The 20989-nt window shown below is 45.5% G+C and carries 17 protein-coding genes and 1 pseudogene; 12 read left to right on the plus strand and 6 right to left on the minus strand.

Features of this window, described 5'->3' with window-relative positions; genetic code table 11:
- Positions 1-7: 7 nt before the first annotated feature.
- A pseudogene (gene cphA / locus ICV89_RS03045) lies at positions 8-2176 on the minus strand (cyanophycin synthetase); the annotation flags it as partial.
- A 210-nt stretch (positions 2177-2386) separates the two neighbouring features.
- On the opposite strand from cphA, the gene ICV89_RS03050 reads away from it, so the two are divergent.
- From ICV89_RS03050 to ICV89_RS03095, 10 genes are all read left to right on the plus strand, one after another.
- Entirely contained in the window at positions 2387-4726 is a 2340-nt protein-coding gene (locus ICV89_RS03050) for an ABC transporter ATP-binding protein (RefSeq protein ID WP_215309582.1), read from the plus strand.
- On the plus strand, positions 4723-5199 hold the full coding sequence (locus ICV89_RS03055; protein WP_215309584.1) for a DUF1854 domain-containing protein: 477 nt from the start codon (positions 4723-4725) through the stop codon (positions 5197-5199). The genes ICV89_RS03050 and ICV89_RS03055 overlap by 4 nt, the downstream gene beginning before the upstream one ends.
- Positions 5200-5379: 180 nt before the next feature.
- Positions 5380-6384, plus strand: a complete 1005-nt coding sequence (locus tag ICV89_RS03060; RefSeq protein WP_215309586.1) for a tripartite tricarboxylate transporter substrate binding protein — start codon at positions 5380-5382, stop codon at positions 6382-6384.
- 81 nt (positions 6385-6465) lie between these two features.
- A complete protein-coding gene (locus tag ICV89_RS03065) occupies positions 6466-6993 on the plus strand; it encodes a tripartite tricarboxylate transporter TctB family protein (protein ID WP_215309588.1) in 528 nt (175 codons plus the stop codon).
- Between the two features lie 40 nt (positions 6994-7033).
- Positions 7034-8533, plus strand: coding sequence for a tripartite tricarboxylate transporter permease (locus ICV89_RS03070; protein ID WP_215309590.1), 1500 nt, complete (start codon positions 7034-7036; stop codon positions 8531-8533).
- A gap of 97 nt (positions 8534-8630) precedes the next feature.
- Positions 8631-9002 (plus strand): DUF2946 family protein, encoded by a 372-nt coding sequence (locus ICV89_RS03075; protein ID WP_215309591.1) that lies wholly within the window; start codon positions 8631-8633, stop codon positions 9000-9002.
- A gap of 79 nt (positions 9003-9081) precedes the next feature.
- Positions 9082-11229 (plus strand): TonB-dependent receptor, encoded by a 2148-nt coding sequence (locus tag ICV89_RS03080; protein ID WP_215309593.1) that lies wholly within the window; start codon positions 9082-9084, stop codon positions 11227-11229.
- Entirely contained in the window at positions 11226-12500 is a 1275-nt protein-coding gene (locus ICV89_RS03085) for a sialidase family protein (protein ID WP_215309595.1), read from the plus strand. The genes ICV89_RS03080 and ICV89_RS03085 overlap by 4 nt, the downstream gene beginning before the upstream one ends.
- Positions 12493-12969, plus strand: coding sequence for a TlpA disulfide reductase family protein (locus ICV89_RS03090; protein ID WP_215309597.1), 477 nt, complete (start codon positions 12493-12495; stop codon positions 12967-12969). The genes ICV89_RS03085 and ICV89_RS03090 overlap by 8 nt, the downstream gene beginning before the upstream one ends.
- Positions 12970-13025: 56 nt before the next feature.
- A complete protein-coding gene (locus ICV89_RS03095; protein WP_215309598.1) occupies positions 13026-13499 on the plus strand; it encodes a copper chaperone PCu(A)C in 474 nt (157 codons plus the stop codon).
- Positions 13500-13573: 74 nt separating this feature from the next.
- Here the strand turns inward: ICV89_RS03095 and ilvD are convergent, their stop codons facing one another.
- A complete protein-coding gene (gene ilvD, locus ICV89_RS03100) occupies positions 13574-15265 on the minus strand; it encodes a dihydroxy-acid dehydratase (RefSeq protein WP_215309599.1) in 1692 nt (563 codons plus the stop codon).
- A 227-nt stretch (positions 15266-15492) separates the two neighbouring features.
- Here ilvD and ICV89_RS03105 point away from each other — a divergent pair, with 227 nt between their 5' ends.
- Together ICV89_RS03105 and ICV89_RS03110 are read left to right on the plus strand one after the other, a co-directional pair.
- Positions 15493-16125 (plus strand): response regulator transcription factor, encoded by a 633-nt coding sequence (locus tag ICV89_RS03105; RefSeq protein WP_215309601.1) that lies wholly within the window; start codon positions 15493-15495, stop codon positions 16123-16125.
- A gap of 74 nt (positions 16126-16199) precedes the next feature.
- Entirely contained in the window at positions 16200-17228 is a 1029-nt protein-coding gene (locus ICV89_RS03110; RefSeq protein WP_215309602.1) for a RodZ family helix-turn-helix domain-containing protein, read from the plus strand.
- Positions 17229-17270: 42 nt separating this feature from the next.
- Here ICV89_RS03110 and glnK read toward each other — a convergent pair whose 3' ends face one another.
- From glnK to trxB, 4 genes are all read right to left on the minus strand, one after another.
- A complete protein-coding gene (glnK, locus tag ICV89_RS03115) occupies positions 17271-17609 on the minus strand; it encodes a P-II family nitrogen regulator (RefSeq protein WP_015420723.1) in 339 nt (112 codons plus the stop codon).
- Between the two features lie 51 nt (positions 17610-17660).
- On the minus strand, positions 17661-19280 hold the full coding sequence (locus ICV89_RS03120) for an NAD+ synthase (protein WP_215309604.1): 1620 nt from the start codon (positions 19278-19280) through the stop codon (positions 17661-17663).
- Positions 19281-19296: 16 nt separating this feature from the next.
- The gene (gene ppa, locus ICV89_RS03125) at positions 19297-19833 is read right to left on the minus strand and encodes an inorganic diphosphatase (RefSeq protein WP_215309606.1); all 537 of its coding nucleotides are present in this window, start codon (positions 19831-19833) and stop codon (positions 19297-19299) included.
- 192 nt (positions 19834-20025) lie between these two features.
- Positions 20026-20982 (minus strand): thioredoxin-disulfide reductase, encoded by a 957-nt coding sequence (trxB, locus tag ICV89_RS03130; RefSeq protein WP_215309607.1) that lies wholly within the window; start codon positions 20980-20982, stop codon positions 20026-20028.
- Positions 20983-20989 lie beyond the last annotated feature (7 nt).

Raw genomic sequence — 20989 nt, forward strand, 5'->3', positions numbered from 1 at the left:
TACTAGCGTCAGAAACAAAAGTTTCAGCACCAGCTTCGATAACGTTGAACGGAATATCTAAGGCCCAAGCTGCAGCAATTGCAGCACCAAGATTTAATGGTTTCCATGGCTCACTAGTGCTGGGCTCAGAGTTACGCGGCACCGGAATGCTCTTTTGATCATGCTTAGAAGACTTCAATGTAATTTGTTGATTGCCGATCATCACGACGCGACCACCATTCTTCAGGTGCTCTAGCGCAATCGAGGATGTGGAATCTTGAGTAAAGAAAATGACTTCGCCATCACATAGTTCAGCCATGCTGGCAACCATTGGATCATCTGCGTTAAGAACAGCCACTCCCGTTGGTAGTACGACATCTACTTGAGTTCTGACGATGCTAAACACCTGGTCCTCATCGTAGATAGCGTATTGAGGAAAGTTGGCTTTTGGATCTACGTTTAACACAACCCCTACTTGGCAACGATCGTAGGCTAAACCTTCTATCAGCATAGACAGATTATTGTTCTCAATTACAGCTGCTTCAACTGCACGATTCAATAGAGTACGGCGGGCATTTTCCCAGTTGGCAGCATTGCTCTTTTGAATGGAGCGATGACCAAAAAATAAACCCTTGCTGCAAGAAAGGCCGACATATAAATTCGTCAGTCGCAAGAAGTGGGCAATCATTTCAGCTACAGGGGTTTTGCCACGAGCACCGCAAATTCCTACTACAGGGATGCGGAAATCAGCTCCCGGTGGGAAGAGGTGGTTAGCGATCTCTTTACCGACCGGTTGAGGTTTGCCGCTGGCAGGTTTTAAGTGCATCAATAAGCCGGGGCCAGCATTCACTTCAACAATAGCGCCATTTTGCTCATCTAGTGGTTTGCTAATGTCTTGTGCAACCAGGTCAACTCCAGCAATTTCTAATCCCACTACGCGGGCAGCAAGAGCAACTTGACTGGCAACATCTGGATGAACTAAGTCGGTGACGTCAAAGGCGACATTGCCATTACTTTGAATCAGCACTTTTTGATCTAAGCTTGGAATGCTACTGCCGGTTAGCTTTTGGCGTGCAAGTTCCAACTCTACTGCAGAATCAATGCGAACTGGGTTGAGTGGACATTCTTCAGTTTTGCCGCGACGTGGATCGGAGTTAATTTGAATTTGAATCAACTCAAGAACGGTATGCTTGTTATCACCGGTAACCCAGACAGTCTCACCTTTAGCAGCTGCAACTACTTTATTACCCACTACCAATAGGCGATGCTCATCACCCAGGATGTGCCGCTCTACTAAAACTTCGCTACCTTCATCAATTGCGACCGCATAAGCCGCTTCAATTTCTTGTTGGGTATACAGATTGATAAATACCCCGCGACCATGGTTTCCATCGATCGGCTTGACTACAACTGGAAAACCAATGTCTTGAGCTGCTTCCCACGCATCATCAGCGCTGGTAACTGTGCGACCCTCAGGAGTCGGAACTCCAGCGCTAGATAGAAGACTCTTCGTCAGATCCTTGTCTCGAGAAATTGTTTCAGCGATGGCGCTGGTTTGATCGGTTTCTGCTGTCCAGATACGGCGTTGATTTGCCCCATAACCTAGTTGTACTAAGTTGCCTTCAGAGAGTCGGATGGAGGGGATGCCTCGCTCCTCAGCTGCATTAACGATGCAGGCAGTACTGGGGCCGAGTAATAGATCATCGCCGAGCTCACGTAGCTCCTCAAGAATGCTAGCAACTAGTGCGATAGGATCTTTGGTGTCTTGCGCTAGAGCAAGATATAAATCGCGAGCATATTTGAGTGCAGTGAGTGTTACTTCTTCATTAATCGCACTCACCATGACTTTGTAAACGCCGCGACGATCACCATCACGCGCTTTACCAAAGCCGCCAGGAATGCCGGCTAAATTTTGTAACTCTAGGGTGAGGTGTTCTAGGATGTGAGCAGGCCAGGTGCCTTCCTCAACTCTTTTTAGAAATCCACCAGCTTCACCATAGCTGCAGCGATGTTCTTGCAGGCTGGGAAGAGCTCGAACAAGACGGTCATAAAACCCAGGAATGAGATTGGAGGGGAAATCTTCTAATTCACCAATATCGAGCCAAACTTCAATAACGGGATGGTAAGTCCACATATTGGGGCCGCGAAGATGCTTGACACTCAAGATCTCAATGGTTTTGTCTAGTAATTGGGGCATATGTGGAGTGGGGGATCTCAGCGCCACCTTGGAAAATGAGGGCGGAGATGTCTCAGACTGTCTCTCTGGTTCTAGTAATTATTCAAAATCCACAAAATTAGCAAAAATGCATAAAAAAGCCTGCTTAGTCAATTTAACGGCTTTCTACCCGCTAAAGTTGACAGTATTACTAAATCTTAAAAATCTAGCTCCACTATACTTTTAAGACTAATGAAGCCAGAAATTTCTCCATCCGCTCCCCCTTCGCCAAGTCATTGGGCTAGCGTTTTAGAAGCTCCTCAATCTCCAGTAAAAGACCTTAACTCCATACTGGCATGGGTTGAGCTTGATCTCAATGGTGAAATGCGCTTTGAGAAAAGCCTACTTTGCTTGATTCCTACAGGCCTATTTTGGACTGATGGCACTCGCTCAGAATTTTGGCCTATGAGCTCTGAGACCCGTCTTTTGCAGGGTGATCACGCTGGAGTTGGGCATCTCAAGCTGGAGTCTGAGACCAGTCTGCTGCGACTTTGGTACTTCACTTTGGCTGTCAATCCACAAGTATTACGCCTACAGAGTAGTTTTAGGCAGTTAATCAGAGGTGATCAGCTTAGCAATGAGCCTGAGGCTTCTGAATACGATAAGCAAGTTTGCCCTGTATGTTTGAGCCCCAAACCTGCCAATTCAGATGCTTGCCCAACTTGCGATCCAGAGGAAGATGCCCCTCCATCGACTTGGACTTTATTTAAGTTGTGGCGCTTTGCCCGCCCCTATAAAAAAGAGTTATTACTAGGCTTTATCCTGACCTTGCTGTCAACCGGTGCCACACTGATTCCACCGTATTTAACAATGCCCTTGATGGATCATGTGTTGATTCCATATGAAAAAGGCAATCCGATTGATTTTGAATTAGCTAGCAAATATCTCTTCGCTTTATTTGCTGCCGCAATTGTTGCTTGGGGTCTAGGTTGGTGGAAAACCTATTTACTCGCATTAGTGAGTGAGCGCATTGGCGCAGATCTACGCAACACGACTTTTGAACATTTGCTCAAACTGTCTTTAGAGTATTTCGGTGGCAAAAGAACCGGTGACTTGATTGCACGTATTGGCGCCGAGACAGATCGTATCTGCGTATTCTTATCTTTGTATGCTTTGGATTTTGCAACCGATGTCATCATGATTACGATGACGGCAGCGATTTTGGTATCAATTGATCCTTTGCTGGCATTAGTTACTTTGGCGCCATTGCCATTCATTGTGTGGATGATTCATGTGGTGCGCGATAAGTTGCGATTTGGTTTTGAAAAGATTGATCGCGTTTGGTCTGAAGTCACGAATATCTTGGCTGATACGATTCCAGGGATTCGGGTAGTCAAAGCATTTGCTCAAGAAGATCGTGAGCTCAAACGTTTTGTGGATTCCAATAAACACAATTTGCAAATCAATGATCGCGTCAATCGCGTATGGGGATTATTTTCTCCAACGGTAACCTTGCTAACAGAAACTGGTCTTTTAGTGGTGTGGGGTTTTGGTATTTGGCAGGTTGCACATCAAAAGGTCACCGTTGGTGTGTTGATTGCATTCCTTGCTTACATCGGACGCTTTTATATTCGACTCGATTCAATGAGTCGAATCGTTTCGCATACGCAAAAAGCCGCTGCCGGAGCTAAACGCATTTTTGATATTTTGGATCACGTCTCTAGCGTTCCCGAGCCAATTAATCCAGTACCTTTGGGTGAAGTGAAGGGCCGTATCTCCCTGCGAGGCGTGGGTTTCCGCTATGGCAACCGTGCGGTTTCTAAAGGGATTGATCTAGATATTGCCCCCGGAGAAATGATCGGCTTAGTCGGTCATAGTGGCTCCGGCAAGAGCACTCTAGTGAACTTGATTTGCCGCTTCTATGACGTGAGCGCTGGTTCAATTACTTTGGATGGACGTGATATTCGTAGCATCAAAATTGCTGACTATCGTAAATGTATTGGTTTAGTTTTACAGGAGCCATTTCTATTCTTCGGCACGATTGCAGAAAATATTGCGTACGGAAAACCAGATGCTACTCGTGAAGAAATTATTGAGGCAGCGCGCGCTGCACATGCGCATGAATTTATTCTGCGCTTACCGCTCGGTTATGACTCCCTAGTAGGTGAGCGCGGTCAATCTCTTTCAGGTGGTGAGCGTCAACGTATTTCAATTGCGCGTGCACTTTTAATTAATCCAAGTATTTTGATTTTGGATGAAGCTACCTCATCGGTAGATACCACCACCGAAAAAGAAATTCAGCGCGCTTTAGATAATCTGGTTAAGGGTCGCACTACGATTGCAATTGCCCATCGCCTCTCTACTTTAAGAAAAGCAGACCGCTTGGTTGTGCTTGATAAAGGCGAGATCGTGGAGATTGGCTCGCATGATGAGTTGATGGATACGCAGGGCGCTTACTACGCGCTCTACCAAGCTCAATTGCGTCATGCTGCAGAGTTAGTTGAGGGTGGCGCTATTGGTGAAAGCATTGATGATAATGAGCGCAAAGACGGCCCCCAAGCCATTGCCAAAGAAGCCGGGAGCGGGGTATGAGTCAGCATCACAAGACATACACGCTAGAGCGTGATTCGCTAGGTCGTTTGGTATTGATTGATGCTGCTGGAAGTCATCATATTGGCGTCTATCCAGTAAGAGCATTTCCGATTACAGCACCTGGCGCTGGAATCTCGATCATGGATCAGTCAGGCAAAGAGTTGTGCTGGTTTGATAGTGCCGCCACCATTCCTAAAGGCGAGTTAGCCTTGATTGAGGAAGAGTTGGCCGCTCGTGAGTTCATGCCTATTATTGAAAAAATCACCAAAGTGTCCACATTTGCCACCCCGAGTATTTGGGATATTGAAACTGATCGTGGTCCCACCAGGATTCGCCTTAAAGGCGAGGAAGATATACGTCGCATTGCTGGCAATACACTCCTGATTGCTGACTCCAATGGTCTGCAATTTTTGATCAAAGATTCCACTCAATTGGATAAAGTCAGTAAGAAACTTTTAGATCGATTCCGTTAAGTATCGATTATGCAAAGGTTTTTCTAGGGTTATTACTTAGGAGTTAGTGTTATCCCTAACTACCCATTTAATAATTGTTGATAGGAGTCAAGTGATCGCCCCTCAGATTAGGTAAAAATCATCCCATAACAAATAGAAGCCAAAGTAATATTGGTATTCAAATTTTTTGGAGGAGCGTTCATGAAAATGAAGTTAAAAGGGGCATTGATTTCCACCGCATTAGCCCTCGGTGCTGCTACTGTTTCACCTGCTTTCGCTGCCTGGGAACCAACCAAGCCAGTAGAGTTCATCATCCCTGCCGGTCCTGGTGGCGGTGCTGACCAAATGGCCCGCATGATCCAAGGCATCATTACCAAAAATAACTTGATGAAGCAGGCGGTAATTCCTGTGAACAAGGGCGCTGGTGCAGGAGCTGAAGGGTTCTTGGCAATGAAAGAGGCTAAAGGCGATCCAAACAAGATCGTGATTACTCTCTCGAACCTATTTACAACTCCATTAGCAACCGGCGTTCCCTTTAATTGGCAGGACATCACTCCTGTAGCGATGTTGGCTCTTGACCAGTTCGTCTTGTGGGACAACGCTGACAAGCCATACAAAACAGCCAAAGAATATATTGATGCCGCTAAAGCAGCTGGCCCAGGTAAATTCAAAATGGGTGGTACTGGCTCTAAGCAAGAAGATCAAATTATTACCGTTGCGCTTGAAAAAGCTACTGGTGCTAAGTTCACCTACATCCCATTCAAAGGGGGTGGCGACGTTGCTGTTCAGCTCGTAGGTAATCACATTGATTCATCTGTGAACAACCCTATTGAAGCTGTAGCGCAATGGCGTGCTAACAAGTTGCGTGCATTGTGTGTATTTGATGACACACGTATGCCTTACAAAGAAAAAGTTACCGACACTATGTCATGGTATGACGTACCTACCTGTAACGAGGCAGGCGTAAAAACTGACTATGTGATGCTGCGCGGTATTTTTATGGCTCCAGGCGTAACTCAAGAGCAAGTTGATTTTTATATCGATTTGTTCAAAAAAGTGCGCGCTACACCAGAGTGGAAAAAGTTTATGGCTGATGGCGCATTTAATCAGACATTTATGACTGGTAAAGAGTTTAGAAATTGGCTCACATTAAACGAAGCTTTGCATAAGCAGTTAATGACTGAAGCTGGCTTTTTGGCTAAGTAATTCAAAAAGGGTAGGACCTCCAATTGGGGGTCCTATTTTTTAAGTATCCGTAACAACCAACTTTAATTAGTGAATAAAAAAATGTCTGAACAAGTGAATAATTCAAATCAAGAATCAGCAATCAGTGTGAGAGTAATGGATATCATTACCGCACTCCTGTTTGTTGTTGTGGGCCTAGTAGTGATGATTGGCAGTCTGAAGCTGGGTGCCAGTTGGGGTGCCGATGGTCCTGAAGCTGGATATTTCCCCTTCTATATTAGTTTGATTATTTTGCTTTCAAGCACGGTAACTCTCTACCAGGCTGCAATCGTTAATAAGAAAAAGAAAACACAGTCATTTGTCGATAGCGAGCCTCTAAAGCAAGTCATGGCCGTGCTTTTGCCAGCCATCGTTTTTGTGTTGGGTGTGCAATTGATTGGTATTTATGTTGCTTCAGCCATCTACATCGCAATATTTATGGTTTGGTTGGGTAAATACCCAATCTGGAAAGCAGTTGCTGTATCTGTTGGAGTGAGTGCCGCCCTCTACCTGATGTTCGAATACTGGTTCCAAGTTCCATTGCCACATGGCTCATGGTTCAATCCACTCGAGTTTGTGGGCGTAAATTAAAAAACAATAACTATTAAAAAAGATTAAAAAGGAGTCCAAGTTGGAAGAAATTAACGCTCTATTCAACGGCTTTGCCGTTGCAATGACACCCTTTAACTTACTGCTGATGCTTGTTGGCGTAACACTCGGCGTAATTATTGGCGTATTGCCTGGTTTAGGTGGCGCTAACGGAATTGCGATTCTGTTGCCGTTGACTTTCACAATGCCGCCAACTTCCGCAATCATCATGTTGTCCTGTATTTACTGGGGTGCATTGTTTGGCGGTGCAATTACATCTGTACTCTTCAATATCCCGGGCGAGCCTTGGTCTGTTGCGACAACCTTTGATGGTTATCCAATGGCTCGTAATGGTAAGGCTGGCGAAGCATTGACAGCAGCGTTCACATCCTCATTTGTGGGTGCGTTCTTTGCGATTGTGATGATTACCTTCTTGGCACCATTGGTTGCGAAATTCGCACTCCAATTCGGTCCGCCAGAGTTTTTCTCGGTTTACCTTCTCACCTTCTGTAGTTTTGTGGGTATGAATAAAGGTTCGCCATTCAAGACAATCTCAGCAATGATGTTGGGCTTTGCATTGGCTACTGTTGGTATGGATACCGTGACAGGTCAGTTGCGCTTAACTTTCGGTAACCCAGAGTTGATGCGTGGTTTTGACTTCTTGATCGCGGTGATCGGCTTGTTTGGTATTGGCGAGATTCTTCTTTCAATGGAAGAAGGCTTGGCCTTCCAAGGTGCTGCAGCGAAGATTCGCGGTAAGGTTGTTTGGGAAACTTGGAAGCAGTTACCTAAGTACTGGGCAACTTCATTGCGCAGCTGCTTAATTGGTTGCTGGATGGGCATCACTCCAGGTGGCGCTACTCCTGCATCCTTTATGGCTTACGGTGTTGCAAAACGCGTATCTAAAGAAGGTGATAAGTTTGGTACTGGAAAAATGGAAGGTATTGTTGCTCCAGAAACTGCAGCTCACGCTGCAGGTACAGCAGCGCTTCTCCCAATGTTGTCCTTGGGTATTCCAGGTTCACCAACAGCAGCGGTATTGTTGGGTGGCTTGTTAATCTGGGGTCTACAACCTGGTCCATTGCTTTTCGTTGAGAAGCCAGACTTTGTTTGGGGCTTGATTGCCAGTATGTACTTGGGTAACCTGGCAGGCTTGTTTGTTGTATTAACTTGCGTTCCATTGTTTGCCTCTATTTTGAGAATTCCATTCTCAATTATTGCGCCAGTCATTATTGTGATTTGCGCGGTAGGTGCCTACACCGTTCACAATGCCATGTTTGATGTTTGGTTGATGTTGGGCTTCGGTGTTATTGGTTATGTATTCAAAAAACTTGACTATCCAATGGCGCCAATGGTGTTGGCTTTGGTATTGGGCGACCGTGCTGAAGACTCCTTCCGTCAATCCATGTTGTTCTCACAGGGAAGTCTAGATATTTTCTTCTCTAACTACTTGGTAGGTGCGATCACAACATTGGCTTTGGTATTGTTGTTCTGGCCATTGATTGGTAAGTTCATTGGCAAGAAAAAGGTGGCTGCAACATAAATAATGAAACACGCTAGCAATAGCGAATTCAAAGGAAAAAGGGGCGTCAGCCCCTTTTTTCATGGAAAACCTAAAAGTCCGATAAAATTCTGAAATCATGAATTTCCGCAAAAACCGCCTCATTCACTGGATTGCTGCCGCAGCCATTGCGATGAGTGCACTTGCGCCAGCTGCTTCTCAAGCAGTATCGCTAGCGAAGCATGGGCAAGGCTTTGCAATGGAAATTTGTTCGGCTGATGGCACTAAATCACAGATTAATGTGCAAATTGAAGAGCAAGCGGATCGCGTAGAAGCGCAGCCATGTCCGTATTGCATTGCTCATACAGCTATCACTCCAGCATTCAACACCAACCTCACATTCCAAGCACCGCAAACACTTGCTTTGCTGCCACAGCTTTTCTATCAATCACCCAAGCCTCTCACCGTTTGGGTAACACCCCCTTCAGCAGCGCCTCCTACACAAGCCTAAATCTTTTTAGGGCATAGCCTAGCTATGTTGTTAGCAACAAGCCTCAAGCAAGTTGCAGAAATATTGTGTGGAAAATTAGATGTTATTGAAGCAAAAGAAAATTAGTATATGCATTGGCATGCTATTGGGATCAATCTTGATATCTGGTGGTGCTCAGGCTCAAATTGCACCCCCTCCTGACTATGATCAGAAATTAGCTGATATGGTAGTGACAGCCACAAAATCAGGTACTACCCTCAGGGATATGACCCAGAACACCACAATTTTGACGAAAGAAGAGTTGGAGATTGCGCCCGAACAAACGATTGATCAAGTTCTTAAAAACCAGACAAGTGTATTTTTAAACGATCAGCCTTATTACGAAAAAGATCCAACCGGTCAAAGTATTAACGTCCGAGGCTTGGGTAATGCGAGAACTTTAGTTCTCATTGATGGTGTGCCTGCTAATGATGCGATGTATGGAACCGTACAGTGGAATTTAGTGCCAATGTCAGCAATCCAGGATGTCGAGTTTATCCGCGGCGGTGTTTCTAGTCTTTATGGAAATATGGGTATGGGCGGCGTGATTAATATTACAACTAAGCCAATCAGTGATAACAAGGGCGAGGTATCTGGGAGTATTGGATCCTATGCAACTGGAACGGCTGCAGTGTCAAAGGAATTTGCAATTAGCAATTCCTTTAAGCTGAGAGCTTCAGCTGACTACTTTAGTACTGAGGGTTACCAAAATATTGCAACAATTTACCCCTCATCCCAATCTGCCCTAAAGACTGGAATGGGAAATCAAAGTGCGGAGAGTGCCAACTACCGTTTGCAGGGCTCTCTAAAGGTTAGTCAAGATACCGATGGTTTTTTCAATTTCGGACTTCATTCAATGTCAAACCTGCCTACAGGTGGTTATAACTTCGCTAGAAAATCTACCAACGAGACAACAATTTCCGGTGGAACCACAACAAGGTTGAATTCTAGTGAACAGGTTCAAGTTAATGCATTTTATGAAAACACAACTCTGCAGCAACAAAATGTGAGCTCAAGTAATCCATACATCAATGCCACTTTCCATAATCCTTACTATCAAGTTGGCGGCTCAGCTCAATATACTAATAATTTTCAAAATTCTCTGATTGACCAGATGATCTTAAGTGCTGATGTAAAGCAGCTCTCAGCATCGAATTATCAAAATAACTATGCCTCTCCTGGTGCTGCAAATTATCAAACAAGTAAATTGGGTGCTTTAAGCTCTCAGGTTGTGTCAGAGGGCACGCAAAACTTCTTGGGAATTTTGGGCCAAGCTAAATCAAAACTAACGGCCATTCCTCTTCAAGCTACCCTATCCGCTAGAGTTGATAATTGGACTAGCCAGATTCCAGTCAACTATACCCAAGCAGCTGGAGGGGCCCAAGTAAGTACGGCTGTACCCAATCAGTCTAAAACAAAATTAAGTCCAAATTTAGGCCTCTTATATCGAGCATCTAGGGAGTTGGATTTTAGAGCTGCCGCTTATCAAGCTTTCCATGCGCCTGGACTGAATAATTCAATCCGTAGCTATGGGTCCGGTTCAAGCTATGTCAGTAATAATCCATTTTTAACTCCAGAGAATATGACTGGGTATGAGATGGGATCTGACTATCGCTGGAAATCCGGATTTATTCAAGTAACAGGTTTTAATGCGAATGTCACAAATGCTATCGCTACCTACACCATGACAAGTAGTCAGATTGCAAGTACTTGTGCGCCAGTATGCTCTTCTGGGGCAAAATCTTATAGCAATGATCAGTCGCTAAGAAGTACCGGATTGGAGCTTCAAGCTCGCTATGACATTAGCTCTAAATGGGCAACAGATTTGGGGTATACGCTCACTAAGGCTGTATTAACTTCAACCTATGGGGCGATTGATAAAACTTTAAACCCAACGGGCGTTCAGATAGCTGGAACACCTAGAAATATGGGTAGTGCAAGCCTTACGTACTTCCCGATACCAAAGGCTAGTTTGACAGCCTCGGTTCGCTACATTGGAAATTCTTGGTATGACACTGCTCACACTTCACCAATACCGGCTTATGCTGTAGTTGGTGCAAGGGCTAACTATGAGGTAACGCCAAATGCAACTGTATATTTGAGTGCTGTGAACTTATTAAATCGTAATTTCATTACATTTGGTTCTGGCTCACAATACACTGCTGGTCAGCCTCAAACAATCACCGTTGGTGGTCGGATAACGTTTTGATAACAATAAAAAACTCACTTTATTGCAGGCGCTTTAATGCGGCTAAGATTTTAATTCTGGGTCTCTTAGTTTGGGGTGGGATTGATCTAGCTGTTGCTCAGATGGATCACTCATCCCACTCTGGGATGAGTGTGTCTGCCAAGCCCTCTTCATCATGCAAGGGGTCGGGCCTAGACTGCGCAAATGCTGCAACACCGTTTCTAGATAAAGAGGGTAAGTTGCTTCTGGTCTGGACTGGTGGTGGAGTTGTTTCGTTCGCTAAATCTGATGATTTGGGAAAGACGTTTATATCCCCTATAGTTATTGCTGAACATGGAAAATCTCTGGATGCTGGAAGCGATGCTCGACCACAAATCGTTTCTGATTCAAATGGAAATATTTTTCTGACGTATGCTTTTTTCAAAGATTCCAATTGGAATGCTCAGATTAATACTTCACGGTCCAGCGATGGGGGCGCCACCTTTTCAGTACCAACATCTTTGATTGAGGGTGGATCCAGTCAGCGCTTTCCCTCGGTTTTAATTGGGTCCAATAACTCTATTTTTATGACATGGGTTGATAAACGTCTTGTCTCTGCAGCTAAGCAAGGAGGGGAGAAGAGGTTAGGGGGATCCATCGCATACTCCTTTTCAAATGATGGAGGAAGTACATTTTGGATAGAGCGTATTGCCAATGAAAATAGTTGTGAGTGTTGTCGTATAGGAGCCGCATTGAGTTCTGCTGGAGAGCCTGCAGTGATTTATAGAGCAATCTTTCCTGGCGGTATTAGGGACCATGCCACTCAAATTATTTCCCCAAAGGGCGCTGGGCCCATTCAACGAGTCTCTGATGATCAGTGGCGGACGGATGCTTGTCCTCATCATGGGCCAACTATTGCCATTTCAGAGACAGGAAAAATGCACGTCGCTTGGTTTACCCAAGGCGAACGACGATCTGGAGTTTTTTATGCAAATTCAGGCAATCAGGGCCGCAGTTACTCCAAGCCTATGAGGGTTGGCGCTGATGGAGCAAATGTATCTAGACCATATCTTTTGGCTCTTGGTAGAAATATTTTCTTGGTATGGAAAGAATTTAATGGAAGTGTTTCTAGTGTTTATATGAAGCGCTCCCAAGATGACGGGGGGACATGGTCAGTTCCCAGTACGATTTTTGAAACATCTGGTTACTCGGATCATCCACTACTCATTTCCCAGCAGGGTAAAGTCTATCTGTCCTGGTTAACACGCATGAATGGTTATCAGCTAATCGAGATAGGAAAAAATAATGAATAGATTGATATTTACATTTGTGATGCTGCTTGCAGCAACTAGCGTCTCCATAGCTGGCACTGGGGTGCCCAAGCCTTACCAGGGTGGAGATTGGACTTCTCTTATAAAAACTTCTAAAGGTTCTCCAGTGGCCATTCATTTCTGGGGGGTAACTTGCGCGCCCTGCGCAAGGGAGATGCCTCAATGGGGTCAGTTTGTTGCTGCGAATAAGAAAGCCAACGTTATCTTTATTCAAGTTGATGATGTTTCCCCTGAAATGATTCAAAAGATGCTCGCTAAGGCAAATCTAAGCGAAGCAAAGAATTACTATGTCCATTCCACTTTTGATGAGCAACTACGGTATGAGATAGACCCAAAATGGAGAGGTGAGACGCCCATTACTATCTTGATTGACAAGGGCGGAAAGGCAATTAGAAAGACGGGCCCAATGAACTTTTCTCAATTAAGTGATTGGTTTAATAAGAATGATTGATGAAGTAAATCCGAGATGTAGATCGGAATTTGAATATTAACGAGGAGGATGTATCGATGAAAAGTATTAAATTATTGAATGCTTTATTGCTTGCTGCAGTGGGTTTTGGTTTAGTTTCTATTGCGCAAGCTCAAAACGCGAAAGTCGGTAGTGTACAAATTGAAAATGCTTATACGCGCGCAACTGTTCCTGGTCAGCAAGTGGCTGGTGGTTTTATGAAGATTGAAAACAAAGGTGCTGCCGATCAACTTATTTCTGCTAGTTCCCCTGTTGCCGGTGAAGTTCAATTGCATGAGATGGCGATGGACGGTAATGTGATGAAAATGCGTCAGGTAAAAGATATCGCTGTGCCAGCAGGAGGTGCAGTTGAGTTAAAGCCAGGCGGCTTACATTTAATGTTCATGAATATTAAGGCACCATTGGCTGCTGGAGAAACTGTACCTGTAAAGCTCAAGTTTGCTAAGGCAGGCGAGGTTGAGGTAAAGATGCCTGTGAATGCAATGGGCAACCCAGGCGCAATGAAGCACTAAGCTGAACCAGTTAAGATGTGCAACAAAAAAGCCCCTAGTTTTACTTAGGGGCTTTTTTAGTTAGGCTAATCAATTTAGATTTTTAAATCCAAATCAGTGACCGCACCTTTGCTAGCACTACTTGCCAGGCTGGCATATTTAGCCAGCAAGCCACGGGTATAGCGTGGCTTAGGTTGTACCCAAGCAGCACGACGCTTCGCAATCTCTTCATCGCTCACATTGAGTTGAATGAGGAGTTTATGGGCATCGATCGTAACGGAGTCGCCTTCATGGATCAGAGCAATCACGCCACCTACAAAAGCCTCTGGAGCCACATGACCTACAACCATGCCCCAAGTGCCGCCAGAGAAGCGGCCATCGGTGATGAGGCCGACTGTCTCGCCTAAGCCCTGACCAACGAGAGCAGAGGTAGGGGCAAGCATCTCACGCATGCCGGGACCTCCTTTAGGGCCTTCATAACGAATAATCACAACATCGCCATCCTTGATTTTCTGCGCCATGATGGCGGCCATTGCATCATCTTCAGAATCAAATACACGAGCAGGGCCAGTAATAGATGGATTCTTCAGGCCGGTAATTTTGGCAACGCAACCTTCAGGAGAGATATTGCCCTTGAGGATTGCTAAGTGACCCTGTTTATAAAGCGGAGTGTCTAGAGTGCGAATCACTTTTTGATCGGCACGCGGTACGGATGGAACATCTTTTAATGTTTCTGCAATCGTTTTACCAGTGATGGTCATGCAGTCGCCATGCAAGAGTCCGCCATCCAACAAGATCTTCATCACTTGAGGAATGCCGCCGGCTTGGTGAAGGTCAGTTGCTAAATACTGGCCAGATGGTTTCATATCCACGATCACAGGAACGCGCTTACGAATACGCTCAAAGTCATCAATCGTCCAATCGATTTCGGCAGCACTGGTGATCGCTAGAAAATGTAGAACCGCATTAGTCGAGCCACCAACTGCCATGATGACACTCACCGCGTTCTCAATGGATTTCTTGGTAATGATGTCGCGTGGACGTAAATTATTTTTAATTGCTTCGACCAACACAATGGCTGAATCATGGGCGCTAGTGACTTTCTCGGCATCTACGTTGGCCATCGTAGATGAGTAAGGCAGGCTCATACCCAAAGCTTCGAATGAGGAGCTCATAGTGTTGGCGGTATACATACCTCCGCAGGAACCGCTCCCTGGGCAAGCATTTTGCTCAACGCCTTTAAGATCTTCTTCGCTGAGACGGCCTGAGGTAAATTCACCAACAGCTTCAAATGCAGAAACAATATTAAGCTCTTTGCCTTTGTAATGACCAGGCTTAATTGTTCCGCCATAAACATAAATTGCTGGCACGTTGGTGCGCGCAATCGCCATCATTCCACCTGGCATGTTTTTATCGCAGCCACCAATGACTAAAACGCCATCCTGCCATAAGCCATTTACACAAACTTCAATGCTATCGGCAATCACTTCACGTGAGACGAGAGAATATTTCATGCCCTCAGTACCCATGCCAATGCCATCTGATACGGTCGGAGTACCAAACATTTGCGCCTTTGCGCCTGCTTCCTCAAGCGCGCTTACTGCCGCATCCGCGAGTTTCTGTAAGCCACTATTGCAAGGGGTAATGGTGGAATGACCGTTGGCCACGCCAACCATTGGCTTAACAAAATCCTTCTCTTCATAGCCCATCGCGTAATACATTGAGCGATTGGGAGCGCGAGCAACCCCTTCGGTGACATTGCGTGAGCGTTCATTGAGGCGTTTCATACTGATATTGACTCCAGAAAAGAATTTGTCGAAAGGCTCTATTGTGCCGTGATACAAGGGGGAATGCAGGGGTTTATACGCCCATTCCATACCCTTTTTTGCATCGCAACAAAGAGATTTGTTTATTGTATTTGTTGATTCGGCCTAATTATTAGCCTAAAAGCTAATATCCTTGGCAGAAAAGCTGCGATACATTGCCTCATCACTTACTTTTCCTTTTAAATTCAATGACTAAAGTTGGCCACATCTATCTAATAGATGACGATGAGTCGATGCGTACCTCCTTAGGCAGAATGCTCAAGGATGTCGGTTACATCGTGGAGGAATTCTCCTCCGCAGTGGCATTTTTAGACCATTCAGTGCCAGTGGCGCCGGCCGTCATTTTGCTCGATATGCAAATGCCGGATATGACTGGATTGGATTTACAGGAAAAATTAGTCCAACTGAGCCGTAAAACCCCCATTGTGTTTATCAGCGGGCAGAGTCATCCCCATCAAATTGTTACCAGTCTCAAGCGTGGCGCTGTAGATTTTCTCTTCAAGCCCTTCAATTTGGAGGATTTATTGAAAGCAGTTGCAGATGCCCTTGAGTTTGATAGACGTCAACTCAAACGGGTTTCCAAGGAACTAGAGACTAAGAAAGACTATGCAACTCTCACTCCTAGAGAAAAGGAGGTCTGCTTTTGGCTGGTGAAGGGATTGCTCAATAAGGATATTGCTGTTAAGTTGGGTACAACCGATGCCACAATCAAGGTTCACAAGGCTAGAGTGATGGATAAGATGAATGTGGATTCGGTTCAGTTATTGGTTGCAAAGTACCTTGAATCTGATTTAGAAAACCTCCAGAATGCTAGCTCTTGAGCTAATTTCCCTGTAGCTAAATTAGCACTAAGATGGGGCATTATTTTGATAGATAAAACACTTAAATCAATTTTGTGAATACCACTTCCAAGATTCCTGAGATTCGCAAAGAGGCTTTTATTCAGGCTCGCGAAAAGCTGAGCTTGACTACTAAAGATCTTGGTGGAATGGCATGTCTATCCACTCGGCAAATTGAGCAGATTGAAAACGGTGAAACCAGCTCCTTCTATAGCGCTCAAATCAAAGCAACTGCTGCTAAAAAAGTAGCAAAGTTGCTTAAGTTAAGCGATGAAGAGGCATTTAATTTCGGTGCGATTGCTCCTGAGACCTCAAGCGTATTACAGTTACCAATTGCAGAGGTTAAATTAACAGATGATTCAATGAGTAAGGAGGCTAAAAAAGAGTCTCCTAAAAAGGCGGAAGCGAAAATAGATGTCGCGCAAACTCAGGAGCAGGTACAAGAGAGTCAGTTACCCGTAGAAGAAACAGAAGTTCAGGAAAATGAAGCGCCCCTCAATCAAGTCACCTCAAAGCCAAAATCGAGTTCACAAAGCAAACCGTTTCTTTGGTTGAGCGTAGTTGCTGCAGCAGTATTTGCAGTAGTTAATTTGCAGCCTTTATTTTTCTCAGAAAAACCGGCAGAAATCGTCCTCGTAAAAGAAGAAATTATTGAGCCCGTGCCAGCCGAGCCAGTGCCGGTAGCCCCAGCTTCTTCAGCAGCCCCTGCTCCTGCGCTGCCAGCTCCAGTTGCTAGCGCTGAAGTCGCAACAGCATGTCCTCCTGAAGAGGGCATTATTAGCTATAAAACAGATGCCCCACGTAAGGCGGCAGATATGGTTTATGTGCAGGTGAAATCGAAGCAAGTTGTTTGTGTCAGTGATGCTTCTGGGAAGATGCAAAACAAGATGATTGAGCCTAGTGCAGGAGTATCTTTTTATGGCAAGCCTCCATTCAAAGTGCTGACTAGCGGACTTGCTCAGGCTGATGTGTTTTTTCAGGGTGCAAAAGTACGCCTGACAAATCTCAATCACAAAACTTTAATATTAGAAGCCGCTGAAGTAGCGATCCCTTCTGTAGACCGGGCAGATTTGCAGCAGCGCTAACCCTCGGAAGAGTTGGCGAGTTAGCGCATCAAATCCTGCTGCTTAAACAGCTGAGTCGTTAGTTTCGCCAGTACGAATACGAATAGCCTGTTCGATTGGACTAACAAAAATCTTGCCATCACCAATCTTGCCTGTACGTGCTGCTTTAGTAATTGCCTCAATTGCTGAATCGACGCGGTCATCAGCAACAACTACTTCTACTTTTACTTTGGGCAAAAAGTCGACTACATACTCTGCGCCACGATAGAGTTCAGTGTGACCTTTTTGGCGGCCAAAGCCTTTAACTTCGGTAACAGTCAGTCCGGTAACGCCTACTTCAGCTAAGGCTTCACGAACTTCGTCAAGTTTGAACGGCTTAATAATGGATGTGATTAGCTTCATATATTCCCCTTAATATAGTAATCATACCTAGAACTGAAAACCAATGCCCCGTTAGGCTCTAAATTGGGAGGTAATTGGGTAGCGCCAGTCACGCCCAAAGGCTCTAGTAGTGACTCGAACGCCAGGGGGTGCTTGGCGACGTTTGTACTCATTAAGCTTAATGAGACGGGTGACTTTTTCTACGCTTTCAGGATCAAACCCGGCAGCAATGATTTGGGCGATAGATTGGTTTTGCTCCATATAGCGCTCGACGATGCCATCCAATACTTCATATGATGGCAAGCTGTCTTGATCGGTCTGATCGGGGCGTAATTCTGCTGAAGGCGCGCGCGTCAAAATCCGCTCCGGAATGATCGGGGCAATGCTATTGCGATAAGCGCATAAGCGATAGACCAAAGTTTTGGCAATATCTTTAATGACCGCAAAGCCACCAGCCATATCTCCGTAAAGAGTGCAGTAGCCCACAGCCATTTCACTCTTGTTGCCCGTAGTTAAAACTAGTCGACCTGTTTTATTGGAGAGGGCCATCAGGAGGGTGCCACGCACGCGTGCCTGAATATTTTCTTCAGTAGCATCAAGTTTTAGGCCTTTAAATTGCTCAGCTAGAGCATGCTCCAAAGCATCAACAGGCTCGCTAATTGGAATCTCATCATATTGCACGCCTAGATTCTGAGCCATTTCTCTGGCATCAATCCAGGAGATGTCAGCTGTATAGCGTGAAGCCATCATGACGGTGCGAACTTTGTCTGCGCCCAATGCATCTACTGCAATTGCTAACACCAATGCAGAATCAACTCCACCCGAGAGGCCAATAATGACTCCTGGAAAACGATTTTTTTGAACATAGTCACGCACACCTAGAACAAGTGCTTGGTAAGCCTGAGCTTCCACACTAGTCGGGACAACCATTGCTCCTGGTTCTAAATCGGCGGAGGGATTGACATTGACATAGCCAAGAGCGGTTTCAAACTGTGGCATGGTCATCACTACTTTGCCTGTGCTATTTAGCGCAAATGAGCCACCATCAAACACCAGTTCATCTTGGCCGCCGACTGCATTTACGTAAACTAATGGCATCTGACTTAGGGCAATCTGTTTGCGCAGTACTTCAATACGTAAAGATTCTTTTTGGAGGTGATAAGGCGAGGCATTGAGAACCAGCAGTACTTGGCCGCCTGCTGCATGAGCCTGTTTTGCTGGACCTGCATGCCATGCATCTTCACAAAGAATAAGCCCGTACTGAATACCTGCATGTTCAAAGACACAGGCCTCATGCCCTGGTGTGAAATAACGCACCTCATCAAACACTTCATGATTAGGTAACTCTTGTTTGGCATAGCCAGCGATGATCCTGCCATCACGAATGACAGAAGCATAGTTTTGTAGACCAAGGGTAGTTTTCTTGGGGTGGCCAATAATCACAGTCAGCCCCGGGAACTTCTGGAGCTCTAGCATTAAACAGCTGAGCTCTCGATCTACTGCCTCAATGAAGGCAGGACGCAATAATAAATCTTCTGGGGGGTAGCCAGTGAGCGAGAGCTCTGGCGTAAGTACGATTGTGGCGCCTTGTGCATAAGCATCTGCCACGGCTTGAGAGATGAGCTGCGCATTGCCAGGCAAATCACCCAAAAGAGGGTTGATTTGCGCTAAGGCGATTTTTTGCGAGCTCACTCCAATAGCTACTTAATTACTTCTGCGACTTGGCATAACCTTCGATGCCGTCCAAAATTTCTTTATGGGCACCAGCAACACCAGTCCAACCTTTAACTTTTACCCACTTGCCTTTTTCGAGATCTTTATAGTGCTCGAAGAAATGTTGGATTTGGGCGAGAAGTAATTCGTTTACATCTTCAGGTTTTTGTAAATGCTTGTAGATTGGCAAAATCTTGTCTTCTGGAACGGCCAACAACTTCGCATCCTGGCCGCCTTCATCTTCCATTTCTAACATGCCGATAGCGCGGCAGCTCACTACTGAGCCTGGCACCAATGCAAATGGAGTAATAACGAGAACATCTACAGGGTCGCCGTCACCAGCAATCGTTTTAGGGATGTAGCCGTAGTTGCATGGGTAGTGCATTGCTGTGCCCATGAAGCGATCCACGAAGAGGCAGCCAGTCTCTTTATCCACTTCATACTTCACTGGATCCGCATTCATTGGGATCTCAATAATGACGTTGAATGATTCTGGAATTTTCTTGCCTGGGCTGACCTTGTCGTAACTCATAAATACTCCGGTTAGTGATTAATGGATACCTCGATATTAGCAAAGAGGTGAGATGACGCCTATTTTAAAGCTTTCCAGGACTCTCCAAAAGTCTGTAATTAGTCAATTGGATCGGTTAAACCTCTACGGAGTACGCTGGAATGAAAAGCGCCCAGCAAGGCCGGGCGCTCTCTTGCCTTAGTTGATTCGCCGTTAATCCAAAGTTTCTAAGTAACGCTGGGCATCTAATGCAGCCATACATCCAGTACCTGCGCTGGTAATGGCTTGACGGTAAATGTGGTCCTGCACATCGCCTGCTGCAAATACGCCAGGGATATTGGTAGCAGTGGCATTGCCTTCCAAGCCGGAATGCGTCTTGATGTAGCCGTTATTCATATCGAGCTGACCGATAAATAATTCGGTATTGGGTTTGTGGCCAATCGCAATAAAGGCGCCAGTGACTGCGATATCTTCTGTGCTGCCATCAGCTTTCTTGATACGTACGCCAGTAACACCTTTTTCATCGCCCAAGACTTCATCAAGGGTCGAGTTCAATTTCAGCTCGACTTTGCCCTCGGCTACTTTGGCCATGAGGCGATCATTCAGGATTGGCTCTGCGCGGAATTTATCGCGCCGATGAATCACGGTCACCTTTTTAGCGATGCCAGTCAGGTAGAGCGCTTCTTCAACAGCAGTGTTGCCGCCGCCGACTACGCAAACATCTTGATTGCGATAGAAGAAGCCATCGCATGTTGCGCAACCAGAAACACCACGACCCATAAATGCTTCCTCACTTGGAAGGCCAATGTATTGAGCGGAGGCCCCTGTGGAAATAATCAAGGCATCACAGGTGTAAGTTCCCGAGTCGCCAACCAAACGGATGGGCTTTTCAGTTAGAGCTGCAGTGTGAATATGATCAAAGATGATATTGGTGTTAAAGCGCTCAGCATGCTTTAAAAAACGATCCATCAACTCTGGACCTTGGACACCATCTGGGTCAGCTGGCCAGTTTTCTACATCTGTAGTGGTCATTAATTGGCCACCTTGTGCCAGACCAGTAACGAGAGTGGGGCTCAGATTGGCTCGCGCTGCATATACGGCAGCTGTGTAGCCAGCAGGGCCTGAACCGAGGATGAGAACTTTGGAGTGTTTTGGGGTATTTGTAGTCATATTCAAA

Source organism: Polynucleobacter sp. Adler-ghost (assembly GCF_018688495.1).
Lineage (GTDB): Bacteria > Pseudomonadota > Gammaproteobacteria > Burkholderiales > Burkholderiaceae > Polynucleobacter.